This window comes from Hydrogenophaga sp. SL48 (assembly GCF_021729865.1).
In the GTDB taxonomy this organism is placed as follows: Bacteria; Pseudomonadota; Gammaproteobacteria; order Burkholderiales; family Burkholderiaceae_C; genus Hydrogenophaga.
In genome coordinates this window covers 3,132,413-3,144,962 of the sequence record NZ_CP063400.1, presented here as the reverse complement: position 1 = coordinate 3,144,962, position 12,550 = coordinate 3,132,413, and the positions used below count along the sequence as shown (strand labels likewise).

Annotated in this window: 14 protein-coding genes; 7 read left to right on the top strand and 7 right to left on the bottom strand. The window is 68.4% G+C overall.

Annotation, left to right across the window (positions count from 1 at the left end; all coding sequences use genetic code 11):
• The first annotated feature begins 24 nt into the window (after nucleotides 1-24).
• The 7 genes from selD to IM738_RS14890 all read left to right on the top strand — a co-directional run bounded on the left by selD (nucleotide 25) and on the right by IM738_RS14890 (nucleotide 4,893).
• On the top strand, nucleotides 25-1,098 hold the full coding sequence (gene selD, locus IM738_RS14920; RefSeq protein ID WP_236961695.1) for a selenide, water dikinase SelD: 1,074 nt from the start codon (nucleotides 25-27) through the stop codon (nucleotides 1,096-1,098).
• 53 nt (nucleotides 1,099-1,151) lie between these two features.
• A complete protein-coding gene (locus tag IM738_RS14915) occupies nucleotides 1,152-1,457 on the top strand; it encodes a hypothetical protein (protein WP_236961694.1) in 306 nt (101 codons plus the stop codon).
• A 10-nt stretch (nucleotides 1,458-1,467) separates the two neighbouring features.
• A complete protein-coding gene (locus tag IM738_RS14910) occupies nucleotides 1,468-1,929 on the top strand; it encodes a methyltransferase family protein (RefSeq protein ID WP_236961693.1) in 462 nt (153 codons plus the stop codon).
• A 21-nt stretch (nucleotides 1,930-1,950) separates the two neighbouring features.
• Entirely contained in the window at nucleotides 1,951-2,649 is a 699-nt protein-coding gene (locus IM738_RS14905) for a haloacid dehalogenase type II (protein WP_236961692.1), read from the top strand.
• A gap of 129 nt (nucleotides 2,650-2,778) precedes the next feature.
• On the top strand, nucleotides 2,779-3,438 hold the full coding sequence (locus IM738_RS14900) for an ArsR/SmtB family transcription factor (protein WP_236961691.1): 660 nt from the start codon (nucleotides 2,779-2,781) through the stop codon (nucleotides 3,436-3,438).
• Between the two features lie 10 nt (nucleotides 3,439-3,448).
• Complete coding sequence (locus IM738_RS14895; protein WP_236961690.1) at nucleotides 3,449-4,324, top strand: sterol desaturase family protein; 876 nt, start codon at nucleotides 3,449-3,451, stop codon at nucleotides 4,322-4,324.
• Nucleotides 4,325-4,428: 104 nt separating this feature from the next.
• Nucleotides 4,429-4,893 carry a rhodanese-like domain-containing protein gene (locus tag IM738_RS14890; protein WP_236961689.1) on the top strand — a complete coding sequence of 155 codons (465 nt, stop codon included), beginning with the start codon at nucleotides 4,429-4,431 and terminating at the stop codon, nucleotides 4,891-4,893.
• Nucleotides 4,894-4,932: 39 nt separating this feature from the next.
• On the opposite strand, the gene IM738_RS14885 is transcribed toward IM738_RS14890, so the two are convergent.
• From IM738_RS14885 to IM738_RS14855, 7 genes are all read right to left on the bottom strand, one after another.
• Nucleotides 4,933-5,712, bottom strand: a complete 780-nt coding sequence (locus tag IM738_RS14885; RefSeq protein ID WP_236961688.1) for an SDR family oxidoreductase — start codon at nucleotides 5,710-5,712, stop codon at nucleotides 4,933-4,935.
• A gap of 62 nt (nucleotides 5,713-5,774) precedes the next feature.
• Complete coding sequence (locus tag IM738_RS14880; RefSeq protein WP_236961686.1) at nucleotides 5,775-7,124, bottom strand: 3-hydroxyacyl-CoA dehydrogenase; 1,350 nt, start codon at nucleotides 7,122-7,124, stop codon at nucleotides 5,775-5,777.
• 9 nt (nucleotides 7,125-7,133) lie between these two features.
• On the bottom strand, nucleotides 7,134-7,922 hold the full coding sequence (locus IM738_RS14875; RefSeq protein ID WP_236961685.1) for a crotonase/enoyl-CoA hydratase family protein: 789 nt from the start codon (nucleotides 7,920-7,922) through the stop codon (nucleotides 7,134-7,136).
• 37 nt (nucleotides 7,923-7,959) lie between these two features.
• Complete coding sequence (locus IM738_RS14870; RefSeq protein WP_236961684.1) at nucleotides 7,960-8,937, bottom strand: PDR/VanB family oxidoreductase; 978 nt, start codon at nucleotides 8,935-8,937, stop codon at nucleotides 7,960-7,962.
• Between the two features lie 11 nt (nucleotides 8,938-8,948).
• Nucleotides 8,949-10,241: an aromatic ring-hydroxylating dioxygenase subunit alpha gene (locus tag IM738_RS14865; RefSeq protein ID WP_236961683.1), complete on the bottom strand. Its 1,293-nt coding sequence runs from the start codon at nucleotides 10,239-10,241 to the stop codon at nucleotides 8,949-8,951.
• A gap of 3 nt (nucleotides 10,242-10,244) precedes the next feature.
• The gene (locus IM738_RS14860) at nucleotides 10,245-11,219 is read right to left on the bottom strand and encodes a tripartite tricarboxylate transporter substrate-binding protein (protein ID WP_236961682.1); all 975 of its coding nucleotides are present in this window, start codon (nucleotides 11,217-11,219) and stop codon (nucleotides 10,245-10,247) included.
• 94 nt (nucleotides 11,220-11,313) lie between these two features.
• Entirely contained in the window at nucleotides 11,314-12,549 is a 1,236-nt protein-coding gene (locus IM738_RS14855; RefSeq protein WP_236961681.1) for a Rieske 2Fe-2S domain-containing protein, read from the bottom strand.
• Between the last annotated feature and the right edge of the window lies 1 nt (nucleotide 12,550).

Genomic DNA, 12,550 nt, shown 5'->3' with positions numbered 1-12,550 from the left:
CACCTGCCCCCTCCGGAGTCACCGATGAACGCCCCCACCCCCGCCGCAGCCACCGAACCCCGCCTCACCAGCCTCTCGCACGGTGGCGGCTGTGGCTGCAAGATCGCGCCCGGCGTCTTGAGCGAAATCCTCAAAGGCACGGCGGCGATGCCCATGCCCAAAGAGCTGCTGGTCGGCATTGAAACGGCGGACGACGCGGCGGTCTACCAGCTCAACGATGAGCAGGCGCTGATCGCCACCACCGACTTCTTCATGCCCATCGTGGACGACCCCTACGAGTTCGGCCGCATCGCCGCCACCAACGCCATCAGCGACGTCTACGCCATGGGCGGCACGCCCATCATGGCGCTGGCCCTGGTGGGCATGCCGATCAGCGTGCTCAGCACCGAGACCATCGGCCAGATCCTGCAAGGCGGGCAGGACGTGTGCCGCGCCGCCGGCATCCCCATCGCGGGCGGCCACACCATCGACTCGGTCGAGCCCATCTACGGCCTGGTCGCCATGGGCCTGGTGCACCCGAAACGCGTGAAGCGCAACGCCGACGCGAAGATCGGCGACCGCCTGATCCTCGGCAAGCCCATTGGCGTGGGCGTGCTCTCGGCCGCACTGAAGAAGGACGCACTGCCCGCCGAAGGCTACGCGCAGATGATCGCCAACACCACGAAGCTCAACACCCCCGGCCCCGATCTGGCGAAGCTCGACGGCGTGCACGCGCTGACCGACATCACCGGCTTTGGCCTCGCCGGCCACGTGCTGGAGATGGCGCGCGGCTCGAACACCACGGTGAAGATGGACATGGCCCGCGTGCCGCTGATCACCGGCGTGCTCGGGCTGGCCGCGCAAGGCATGGTCACCGGCGCCAGCGGCCGCAACTGGGCCGCCTACGGCCACGAAGTGCGCCTGGGCGCCGGCCTGCAGCCGGTGGACCAGGCCCTGCTGAGCGACCCGCAAACCAGCGGCGGCCTGCTCGTGGCCTGCGCGCCCGAGGCGGTGGCCGAGGTGCTGGCGATCTTTGAACGCCACGGCTTTGCCGAAGCGGCCGAGGTGGGCGAGATCGTTGCCGCCGAGGCCGATGGTGTGCGCCTGCGCGTGGATTGAATCACGCGCACCCACCCTCGCTCCGAACGCTGGTGGTCACAAAGGAGAACCGCATGAAGCCGCGCCGCACCTGGAACGTGTTCGCCTGGATCGTCGGCCTGTACGGTGCGGTGCTGTTGCCCGGTGCCTGGTTCCCGGGCTATCTGGACAGCCCCATCGGCGTGCTGGCCGCCATCCCCTACCTGTCGGTTTACCTGTTCCATGCGCTGGGCGTGCCCTGGCTGCTGCAGAACAACGGCGCCTGCGGCTGGGGCTGGTGCAGGCCGACGCCGTTCGGCTGGGCCTTCCTGCTCTGTTTCTGGCTGGGGCTCGCCTGGGGGCTGGCGCGCCTGTTGTCGCGGCCCGTGTCGTCGCCATGAAGGATTCGCCATGAAAGCGCTCGAACTCAAAATCCCGCCGCCGGTGGTGGCGCTCTTGCTGGCGCTGGCCATGTGGGCGCTGGCCGCGCTCGGGCCCGCGCTGCCCTGGCCCGAGGGCATCCGCCGCGCGGTGGCCCTGGTGCTCGCGCTGGCGGGCGCCGGCTTCGACCTCATGGGCCTGATCGCCTTCTTGCGGCGGCACACCACCATCAACCCGCTCGCCCCACGCAAGACCACGGCGCTGGTCACCACCGGCGTCTACCGTTTCACACGCAACCCCATGTACGTGGGGCTGGTGATGTTCCTGACCGCCTGGGCGGTCTGGCTCGCCGCCGCCTGGCCGCTGCTGGGGCCGGTGGTGTTCGTGCTCTACATCACCCGCTTCCAGATCCAGCCCGAGGAACGTGTGCTCACGTCTTTGTTCGGCGAGGCCTACACGGCCTACACCCGGCGCGTGCGCCGCTGGCTCTGAGAACCTGAAAGGCGCCCGCCCATGAACCCCGTGCCCCGCATCCTCGCTTTCGACATCTTCGGCACCGTGGTCGACTGGCACGGCAGCATCGTGCGCGAAATGAGCGAACGCCATCCGCAGGTCGACGCCAACGCCTTCGCGCTCGCCTGGCGCGCGGGTTACCAGCCCGCCATGGCGCGCGTGCGGTCGGGCGAACTCGGCTGGACACGCATCGACGAACTGCACCGCCTGATCCTCGACGGGCTGCTGCTGCGCTTCGGCCTGGACCATCTGGGTGAAGCCGAACGTGCCGATCTCAACCGCGTCTGGCACTGGCTCGACGCCTGGCCCGACAGCGTGGCCGGGCTCACGCGGCTGAAGGCTCGCTTCACCATCTGCACGCTCTCCAACGGCAACATCGGCCTGCTCACCGACATGGCCAAGCGCGAGGGCCTGCCCTGGGACTGCATCCTCTCGGCCGAGGTGTTCCGCGCCTACAAGCCCGACCCGCGCACTTACCTGGGCGTGGCGCAGACCTTCGACGCCGCGCCGGTCGAGGTGATGCTGGTCGCGGCCCACCAGGACGACCTGGCCGCCGCGCGCGCCTGCGGCCTGATGACCGCGTACATCGAACGCCCGCTGGAGTTCGGCGCCGGGCAGCCGAAAGACGTGTCGCCCGCCCCGGCCAACACGCTGCACGCGCGCGACCTGCTGCACCTCGCCGACCAGCTCGGCTGCTGACCGGCCGCCAGGGCCGCCGCCCTGAGCGCCACCGGCCGTTCCGCATCCGGCAACCGCGGCCGGTGCGCCCATGTCCCCACAACCGCATCGGGTTTTGTCAATCAATCTAATGATCGTTAGAATGACTGCATGAACAACCGCCAACTCAAAGACCTGCTGTACGAACAGGTCGCCCGCATCGGCAAAGCCCTGGCCAGCCCCAAGCGGCTGGAGCTGCTGGAAATGCTCGCCCAGGGCGAAAAGTCGGTCGATGCGCTCGCGGCCGAGCTGTCGATCGACATCAAGCTCGCCAGCGCCCACCTGAAAGCGCTGCGCGACGCGCGGCTGGTCACCAGCCGGCGCGAGGGCAAATTCATCCACTACCGCCTCACCGGCCCCGACGTGGCGGGCCTGGGCGTGAAGCTGCGCGAAGTGGCCGGCGAACACCTGCTGGAACTGCGCCTGGCGCTCGACCAGATGGCCGCCCACCCGGGCCAGCTGGCACCGGTGGACCGGCGGGCGCTGATGGAGCAGGCCCGGCGTGGCGAGGTGGTGGTGATCGACGTGCGCCCGAGCGACGAATACGCCGTGGCGCACCTGCCGTATGCGCGTTCCATGCCGATGGCCGAGGTGGAACGGCACCTCGCTTCTTTGCCGCGCGACAAGGACATCGTCGCCTACTGCCGCGGTCCGTTCTGCCTGTTGTCCGACGAAGCCGTGGCCCTGCTGCTCGCGCGTGGCTACCGGGCGCGCAAGGTGTCCGACGGCGTCAGCGAGTGGCAGGCCGCCGGCTTGCCGCTGGAAAGCTGAGGCGCTGGCCATGAACGCCTTCGAGACCTGGGTGATGGCGCACGAGCCGCTGATCCGCATGGGCTTCTTCTTCGGCGTGTTCGCGCTCGTCGCCCTGTGGGAACTGGCGTCTCCGCGCCGCGCGCTCAAGCTCAGCCGCCGGCAGCGCTGGACCGCCAACCTCGGCACCGTGCTGCTCAACACGGTCATCGTGCGCCTGGTGTTCCCGACCGCGGCGGTCGGCATGGCCGCGCTGGGTGTGGAGAAGGGCTGGGGGCTGCTGAACCACTTTGCCGTGCCGTTCTGGCTCGCGGTGCCGCTGGCCGTGGTGGCGATGGACTTCGTGATCTGGCTGCAGCACGTGATGGTGCACGCCGTGCCCGCGCTCTGGCGGCTGCACCGGGTGCACCACGCCGACCTCGATTACGACCTCACCACCGGCACGCGTTTCCACCCGCTGGAGATCGTGCTCTCCATGGGCATCAAGTTCGCCACCATCACGCTGCTGGGTGCGCCGGTGCTGGCCGTGGTGATGTTCGAGGTGCTGCTCAGCGCCTGCGCCACCTTCAACCACGGCAACATCCGCCTGCCTGCGGCGGTGGACCGTGTGATGCGCTGGTTCCTCGTCACGCCCGACATGCACCGCGTGCACCACTCGGTGGAAGACGACGAGAGCAATTCCAATTTCGGCTTCAACCTCACCTGGTGGGACCGCCTGTTCGGCACCTACCGCGAGCAGCCGCGCGCCGGCCAGCTCGGCATGACCATCGGCATCCGCGACCACACCGACCCGCACGAGGTGGCGCAGCTGGGCGGCATGTTGCTGCTGCCCTTCAAAGGACGAATCACCGACTACGCGATCAACCGCCGTCCCTTCTCCGAGCCGGGAGCAGGGGTGAAACGCTGAGCCCGTTCAAACCGGGTGGGTGAAGACAGCTGCCCAAAAAATGTCTCATTTCCCGGAAAATATCAGTTCATGCTGATTTGCTACCACTTTAAACAGGAGACCCCATGAAACTGCACCCACTGGCGCTCGCCGCCTTCACCGCCGCCACCCTGCTGCTGACCCCCGCCGCGCACGCCGACAACAAGGCCATTGCCGTCGACGAGATGGAGGCGTACCTCGAATTCGTCGACTACGGCGGTGGCGTGATCTTTGCCGAGCAGATCCCGGCCGAGGAGTGGAAAAAGATGCTGGTGATCGACGCGCGCGACGCCGGCCAGTTCGCCAAGGGCCACATCCCCGGCGCCATCCACATGGACTGGCGCCAGGTGCTGGCCCAGCGCCACACCATCCCCAAAGACAAACCCGTGCTGATCTACTGCAACACCGGCTCGCTCTCGGCCCAGGCCGGTTTCGCCATGCGCGTGGCAGGCTGGGACAACCTGCGCATCCTGCAGGGCGGCATGGAGGAGTGGAAGGCCAAGGGCGGGTTCGACGCGGCGGCGAAAGCGACGGCGACGGTCAAGCACTGAGAGGCCAGAAAACGCGGTGGGTGGGGCCACCCACCGCGGTCAGATCAAGCCCGCGTAGGCACCCCCATCGAGCTGCAGGTTCTGCCCCGTCATGAACCCTGACCGGGTGCTGCACAGAAAGGCGCAGGCCGCGCCGAACTCGGCCGGATCGCCGAACCGTTTGGCGGGCACGGTGTCGGTGATCTGGCGCCGCGCGTCGTCGAGCGAGATGCCCTGTTCCTGCATCAGGCGCTGCGCCATGAACGCTTGCCGCGGTGTGTCGAAGCGCTCGGGCAGCAGGTTGTTGAGGGTCACGTTGTCGACGATGGCCTCGCGCGACAAGGCCTTGCACAGCGCGGTGAGGGCGGCGCGGGCCGCGGTGGACAGCCCCATGGCCGCGTGCGGCGACTTCACCATGGCCGAGGTGATGTTGACGATGCGCCCGAACCGGCGCTCGCGCATCCCGGGCAGGATGGCCTGGATCAGGAAGGTCGCCGCGAGCAGGTTGCTCTCCAGCGCCCCGATCCACGCCGCGTGGTCCCAGTCCGCCAGCTGGCCGGGTGGTGGGCCGGCGTTGTTGTTCACCAGGATGTCGGGCGCCGGGCACGCGGCGAGCAGCGCGGCGCGCCCCGCCTCGGTGGCGATGTCGGCCTGAACGGGGGTCACGGTGGCACCGGTCTCCCGCCGCAAGGCCTCGGCAGCCCGCTCCAGTTTGGGCAGGTCCCGGCCATTGATGAAGACCTCGCAGCCTTCCTGGGCCAAAGCAAGTGCACACGCGTAGCCCAGGCCTTGCGACGAAGCGCACACCAGCGCCTTCTTTCCTTGAATGCCGAGATCCATACCGTCTTTCCGTGGGTGGGCCTGTCAATGCCGGGTCATGACTGTCTGCGTGCCGCGTGGCATCACGGCGCGGGCTGCAGGTCCGCGAAGCGCCTGCCTTCCCGCACCAGCTGTTCCAGCAAAGGCGCGGGTTGCCACCAGTGGCCGTACCGGGCGTGCAGCTGCTGGATGTCGGCCAGCACATTCGCCAGACCGATGCGGTCCGCCAGGTACATCGGGCCGCCGTGGTGGGCCGGGAAACCGTAGCCGGTCAGGTAGGTGATGTCGATGTCGCTGGGCCGCGAGGCAATGCCGTGTTCCAGCAGGCGGGCGCCCTCGTTGACCATGCCGTAGAGGCAGCGCTTGATGATGTCGTCTTCGCTGATGGGCTGGCGCACGATGCCCATGCGCGCCGACTCGTCGACGATGAAGCGCTCCAGCTCGGGGTCGCGCTGCGGCGTGCGGTCGCCGGCCTCGTAGCGGTACCAGCCCTTGCCGCTTTTCTGGCCCAGGCGGCCCTGGTCGCAGAGCTTCATGATCAGGTCGTTCCAGCGCCGGTCGGTCGGTCGCGTGGCCATCTGGGCCTTGCGTGTCTGGTAACCCACGTCGTTGCCCGCCATGTCGTGCACCGCGAAGATGCCCATGGCGTAGCCGAATTTTTTCAGCGCCGCGTCCACCTCGTGGGGCAGGGCGCCGTCTTCCACCAGGAAGTGGGCCTCGCGGGTGTAGTGGCGGAACAGCGCGTTGCCGATGAAGCCGGGGTAGATGCGCGAGAGCACCGCGATCTTGCCCATGCGCCGGCCCAGGTCCATCAGCGTGGCGATCACGTCGGGCGCCGTCCGGGCGCCCCGCACCACCTCCAGCAGCTTCATGACATGGGCCGGGCTGAAGAAGTGCGCGCCGACCACGTCCTGCGGGCGCGAGGTGACGGCGGCGATGGCGTCCACGTCCAGCCCCGAGGTGTTGGTGGCCAGGATCGCACCGGGCTTGCAGTGGGCATCGAGCTGGCGAAAGATGTCCTGCTTCAGGCCCATGTCTTCGAACACCGCCTCGATCACCATGTCGGCGTCTTTCACATCGGCCATCTGCAGCGAGCCGGTGATCAGCGCCAGGCGCTGGTCCATGTCGGCCTGGCTGAGCTTGCCGCGCTTGACGGTGGTGGCGTAGTTGTCTTTCACGCGGGCCAGGCCGCGCTCCAGCCCCTGTTCGCTGCTGTCGATCAGGGTCACGGGAATGCCGATGTTGGCCAGCGACATGGCGATGCCGCCGCCCATGGTGCCGGCGCCGATGACGGCGACCCGGTGGACCGGGCGCAGCGGCGTGCTGGCCGGGATGTCGGGGATGTTCGCGGCCTGGGCGGTGGCCATGCGGGCGTGGGCTGCTGCGCGGGCGCGTTCTTCGTCGCTGACGGTGAACAGGTCAATGGTGCTCATGGCGATCTCTCAGGCCTGGTTGTCTTGCAGTTTTTTGGCCTTGCCGTCGACGAACTCGCGCAGGCGGGCCTCGGCCTCCGGCGGACGCGCGCGGGCGGAGTTGAGCTGCTCGACGAAGAGGCCGTCGTCGTGCGACATGTCGTGGATGCGCGGCAGCACGTTGATGATCATCCAGTTGGTGTCCAGGCTGTTCTTGCCGATACGCTCAGCCAGTTCGGTGGCCTTGGTGAGGGCCTCGCCGGCGGGCGTGACGTAGCGCACCACGTGTTCCTGCAGGCCCTCGGCGGGCGTGAGCAGGCGGCCGGTCAGCATCATGTCCATCATCACGGTGGTGCCCACCACGCGCTGGATGCGCACCGTGCCGCCACCGCCCACGAAGATGCCGCGCTGGCCCTCGGGCAGGCCGAAGAGCGCGGTGTCGTCGCACACGCGCACGTGGGCCGCCATGGCCAGCTCCAGGCCACCACCGACCACCGCGCCGTGCAGCGCCGCCACAAACGGAATCGGGCCGCGGGCGATCAGGTCGAACACCTCGTGCCAGTTGTGGCGCTTGCGTTTGCGCGGTGCCTTGATCTGGCCGGTGGCGCGGGCCAGCGCTTCGGCCAGGTCCAGGCCGGCGCAGAAGTTGCTGCCGTGCCCGAACAGCACGGCCACGTCGGCCTCTTCGTGCGCACGCAGCACCGCCGCGCGCAACTCATCCACCAGCGGGTCGTTGATGGCGTTGCGTTTGTCCGGGCGGTTCAGTCCGATCAGGGCGATGGCGCCGTCGAGTTGGTAGGTGATCAGGGGTTCGCTCATGGGGCTGCTTTCAGTTTGAAACGGGGAGGCCGGGGGCTCAGAGATCGAGCACCAGCTTGTGGGTTTTGGCGCCGGAGCAGCAGACCATCATGCGGTCGCCCACGGCGCGTTCGGCATCGGTCAGCACCAGGTCGCGGTGGTCGGGGATGCCTTCGAGCACGCGCACCTCGCAGGTGCCGCACACGCCTTCGCGGCACGAAAACGGCGGCTCCACCTGGAGCTCGATCAGACAGTCGAGGATGGACTTGCCGGCGGGCACCTCCAGTGTCTTGCGGCTGCGCGCCAGCTCCACGGTGAAGCCACCGCCGGTGGCGGCGGCTTCCTTGGCCGCGAAGTACTCGCGGTGCACGCGCTCGGGCGGCAGGCCGGCCGTGGCCCGCTCGTAGGCTTCGAGCATGGGCAACGGGCCGCAGCAGTACACGTGCGCCCCGGCGGGCAGATCGGCCACGATCCGGCCCAGGTCCAGCATCTGTCCACCGGGTGCCTGATCAAAGTTGAGCCGCACCTCGGCGCCGGGCTGGCCCTGGTGAGCGGCCAGCATGTCCAGAAAACCCGCGTGCTCCCGGGTGCGCGCGGTGTAGTGCAGCCGCCAGGGCGTGCCCAGCGCCTGCGAGCGGGCGATCATGCCCAGCATGGGCGTGATGCCGATGCCGCCCGCGATGAACACGTTGAACGGAGCGCCCTCGTCGAGCGGGAAGTTGTTGCGTGGCTCGCTGATGGTGAGCACATCGCCCGCGCGCAGGGCTTCGTGCACATGGCGCGAGCCGCCGCGCGATTTCGGGTCGCGGTTCACGCCGATGCAGTAGCGCTGCGTTTCCCTGGGGTCGTTGAGCAGCGAATAACTTCGCACCAGCGGGCCGCCCGGGGTGTTCAGGTGCAGGTCGATGTGGGCGCCGGCCGTGAACGCCGGCAGGCGTTCCGCCGGGGGCAGGGGCACCAGCTCGAAGCCGAGGATGTGCTCGGCCTCGAAGGTGATGGAGCGCAGGCGAACCTGGAACGTGGATGAAAGGGTCACGGGTCGGTCCTTCAGAGGTCCAGCGCTGACATGGGCTGGATGGCCACGCCCGTGGCCTGCTCGTGCGCCTGCTGAACCCAGGCCGGCTGGCCGGCGTGGAAGATGAAGTGGTTCAACAGCCGGGCCCACTTGGGGTGCCGCTGGTAGTCGGCCAGGGGCAGGCCGTGGAGGAAAAAATCGCGCGAGTCGCTGGGCAGCTCCATTCGCTGGTTGCGCTCGGGGTCGCGCAGAACGCCCTTGGGATCGCGCCCCGCCTGCACCGCGGCCATGTCCTCGAACAGCTGGCGCCGCAGCATCGCAATGCCACGGTCGCTGGCGCCCAGGTGTTCCTTCGTGCGGTCGGCGATGCGGCCCTGGCCGACCCAGGCCACGATGTCCTGGTTGATCACGTGGCTGGTGAGCCAGCGGCCATCGGTGTCCTGGATCGGGCTGACCCAGGTGGGGATGCTGGCTTGCGTGTAGGGCTCGGCCTCGCGTGGCACGCGGATGAACGACCAGGTGACGCTCAGCGTGTTCTCATCGTCCACCGGCACGCGCCACTCGAAGTGGTCGCCGAGAAAGAAGCCGTTGGGCCACAGGCAGACGCGCCCGATGGTCCAGAGCGGGTGGCGCTCGTCGGTGTCGGCGGTGATGCGCTTGTACAGAAAACCGTGCTCGAATTCCTCGAAGGCCAGCTTCAGGTGCGTGGGCGCGTAGCCGTCCCCTTCGGGCCCGGCCGTGCCGCGCAGGCGGCGGCTCCAGTTGGCGTGCATCCACTCGAAATGCACCGGGTCGATGGAGTTCTCCTGCGTCTGCAGCCAGTTGCAGGGCACTTCGGAAAACACCGCCTGCACGAAGCCGTTGGGCCAGTGAAAGGGCGCCCAGTCGGGCAGTTCGGGCGCGGGCAGCGGGCCCATGTAGGCCCACAGCAGGCCGGCGAGCGGTTGGACTTTGTAGGCTTTGAGCTTGACCTTGCATTTCAGGCGGGCCTGCGGATCCACCTGCTCTTCGTAAGGCTGAGCCACACACTGTCCATGGGCATCGTATTGCCAGCCGTGGTAGTTGCAACGGATGCCGTTGGCCTCGACAAAGCCGTAGCTCAGGTCGGCGCGGCGGTGGGCGCACTGCCGGTCCACCAGGCCGTACCGGCCCGAGAGGTCCTTGAACAGCACCAGGTCTTCGCCCATCAGGCGCACGGCCTTGACGGCGTTGCGCTCCAGTTCGTCGATGCCGGCAACCGGGTGCCAGTGACGGCGCAGCACCTCGCCCATGGGGGTGCCCGGCCCCACCTGGGTCAGCTGCCGGTTCTTGTCTTCACTCAGCATGGCTCACTCGGCCTTGAAGCCGGAGGCCTTGATGATGGGTTCCCAGTGGGCCAGCTCCGCGCGCTGCAGCTTGTCCATGTCGGCGCCGTTGCGGTAGTGCGGCTGCACCCACAGGCGCTGGGCCATCTGCTCCCGGACCTCGGGCATCTGCAGCACCTGCTGGATGGCTTTCTGCATGCGCTCGATCTCGGCGGCGGGCGTGCCCGCGCGGGCCCACATGCCGGTCCAGCCTTCGCCCGAGGTGACGTCGATGCCCTGTTCGGCAAAGGTCGGGATGTCGGGCATCAGCGGTGAGCGCTCCTTGGTGAAGATGCCGATCACGCGGATCTTGCCGGCGCGGTGGTGCGCCATCATGCCGTCCATGAGGCTGATGGCCGAGGGCACGTGGCCACCCAGCAGGTCGTTCACCATCGGCGGCGAGCCCTTGTAGGGGGTGACGGGCAGGTCGATGCCGGCGGTCTTGGCCAGCTGCTCGCCCAGGAACGCGTTTTGCCCCCCGAGGCCCGGGGAGCCAAAGCTGCTTTTGCCGGGGTTCTTCTTGACCCATTCAACGAACTCGCGCGCGTTCGTCGCACCGGTGCTCAAGGCCACGCCCATGCCCAGCGGGTACGAGGCCACGGTGGCCACCGGGGTGAAGTCCTTCACGATGTTCCAGCGGATCTGGTGACCGAACACCAGCATCTGGAAGGTGGGGGTGGCGTTGGGGGCCACCATGAAGGTCAGGCCGTCGGCCGGCGCCGCCAGCACCGCGTCGGCGGCCATGCGACCACCCACCCCGGCCTTGTTGTCGATGATCACCGGCTGCCCCAGCAGGTTGGGCAGGCGGTCGGCGACCACCCGGGCGATGGCGTCGGTGGCACCACCCGGCGGGAAACCCACGAGGATGCGGATGGCGGGTCGGGTCTGTGCCCAGCTGGCCTGGGGCAGCGCCAGCAGGGCGCCACTGGAGAGCAAGAGGTGACGGCGATTGAGTTTCATGGGTTGTCTCCTGGATAAGGACATGCCCGGGCCAGACGGTCCGGGGGTGGCCCGAGGTGTCTGTGCACCTTTCGGACCGGCGAAGGGGAGCGGGTCAGGCGTCGGCCATGGCGCGCCAGTCGGCGCCCGTGGGCAGCACCACGCCCACCGAGCGGATCTTTCGGTAGTCCAGGTCGGGGTGGTGGGCCATGGTGGGCGCCTTGCCCTCCATGAATTCGCGCGCGGCCTTCAGCAGCGCCTGGCGCACGCGGATGACCGCGCCGTCGGCCGAGCAGAGTTGCTCGTCGGTGCGGTCGGCGATGGGTCCCTGGCTCAGGAACATCGCGAAGTCTTCGGTGCCCAGGTGCTGGGGGAAGCCGGTCTTGTGGCCGCGTTTCATGATGTCGCGGTTCTGGCCCCAGTTGTCTTTGGCGGCGCCCGGTGGCAGCGGCGGGAAGTTCCACACGTCGGGCGTGGCCGACATGATGGTCATGCCCAGGGGACGGTGCGGGTTGTAGTGCACGAACCAGGCGCGGTGCGTCACGTCGTCCACCGGGGTGGAGAAAAACACCGTGGTCGGGCCCTGCTCGTCGGGCGGGCAGATGATGCCGTACCACGGCATGACGAAGTTGTTGACCCGCGCGTAGGTGTTGCCGTCGGGCAGGGCGCGCAGGGCGGCGTAGCGGTAGCCATAGGGCCGCTCCTCGAACTCCAGCTTGGGCGCCAGCGCCTTGGTCATCAGCATGCGCTGGTTGCCGCCACCGGCCGTGAGCTGGGTGGTGGACTCGTGCAGCACGCCCACGTGGGAGGAGTCCATGGACGCTTCCACGCCCTGCACCCAGTTGGTGGGCACCTCCACACTGGTCACCGAGCGCTGGCTCGCCGGCAGGTCCATGAACGGCAGGTCGGGGAAGGGCGGCGGCGTGTCGCCCGTGCCCAGCCAGACCCAGATCAGGCCGCCGCGGTCCACCGCGGTGTAGCGGTTCACCCGCACGTGCTGGCAGAACTGTTCCTGGTTGCCGGCGTGGTTCGGGGCTTCCACCACCTCGCCTTTGACGTTGAACTTCCAGCCGTGGTAGATGCAGCGGATGCCGTTGTCCTCGTTGCGGCCCAGCGCCAGCGAGGCCTTGCGGTGCGGGCACTGCTCGTCGAGCACACCGACGTCGCCGTTGGTGGCGCGGAAGGCGATGTAGTTCTTGCCCAGCAGGCGCACGCGCACCGGCGCGCCATCGGCCTCCAGCTTGAAGGATGGCACGGCGGGCATCCAGTAGTGCTGGCGGATCATTTCACCCATGGGCGCGCCGTTCTCGACGCGGGTCAGCAGATCGTTGTCTTCTTTGCTCAGCGGCATG

Coding starts and splice junctions, on each gene's coding strand:
- IM738_RS14900 (WP_236961691.1), top strand. CDS start 2,779: ATGAACAACCGCCAACTCAAAGACCTGCTGTACGAACAGGTCGCCCGC.
- IM738_RS14880 (WP_236961686.1), bottom strand. CDS start 7,124: ATGAGCACCATTGACCTGTTCACCGTCAGCGACGAAGAACGCGCCCGC.
- selD (WP_236961695.1), top strand. CDS start 25: ATGAACGCCCCCACCCCCGCCGCAGCCACCGAACCCCGCCTCACCAGC.
- IM738_RS14890 (WP_236961689.1), top strand. CDS start 4,429: ATGAAACTGCACCCACTGGCGCTCGCCGCCTTCACCGCCGCCACCCTG.
- IM738_RS14905 (WP_236961692.1), top strand. CDS start 1,951: ATGAACCCCGTGCCCCGCATCCTCGCTTTCGACATCTTCGGCACCGTG.
- IM738_RS14885 (WP_236961688.1), bottom strand. CDS start 5,712: ATGGATCTCGGCATTCAAGGAAAGAAGGCGCTGGTGTGCGCTTCGTCG.
- IM738_RS14875 (WP_236961685.1), bottom strand. CDS start 7,922: ATGAGCGAACCCCTGATCACCTACCAACTCGACGGCGCCATCGCCCTG.
- IM738_RS14855 (WP_236961681.1), bottom strand. CDS start 12,549: ATGCCGCTGAGCAAAGAAGACAACGATCTGCTGACCCGCGTCGAGAAC.
- IM738_RS14865 (WP_236961683.1), bottom strand. CDS start 10,241: ATGCTGAGTGAAGACAAGAACCGGCAGCTGACCCAGGTGGGGCCGGGC.
- IM738_RS14860 (WP_236961682.1), bottom strand. CDS start 11,219: ATGAAACTCAATCGCCGTCACCTCTTGCTCTCCAGTGGCGCCCTGCTG.
- IM738_RS14910 (WP_236961693.1), top strand. CDS start 1,468: ATGAAAGCGCTCGAACTCAAAATCCCGCCGCCGGTGGTGGCGCTCTTG.
- IM738_RS14915 (WP_236961694.1), top strand. CDS start 1,152: ATGAAGCCGCGCCGCACCTGGAACGTGTTCGCCTGGATCGTCGGCCTG.
- IM738_RS14895 (WP_236961690.1), top strand. CDS start 3,449: ATGAACGCCTTCGAGACCTGGGTGATGGCGCACGAGCCGCTGATCCGC.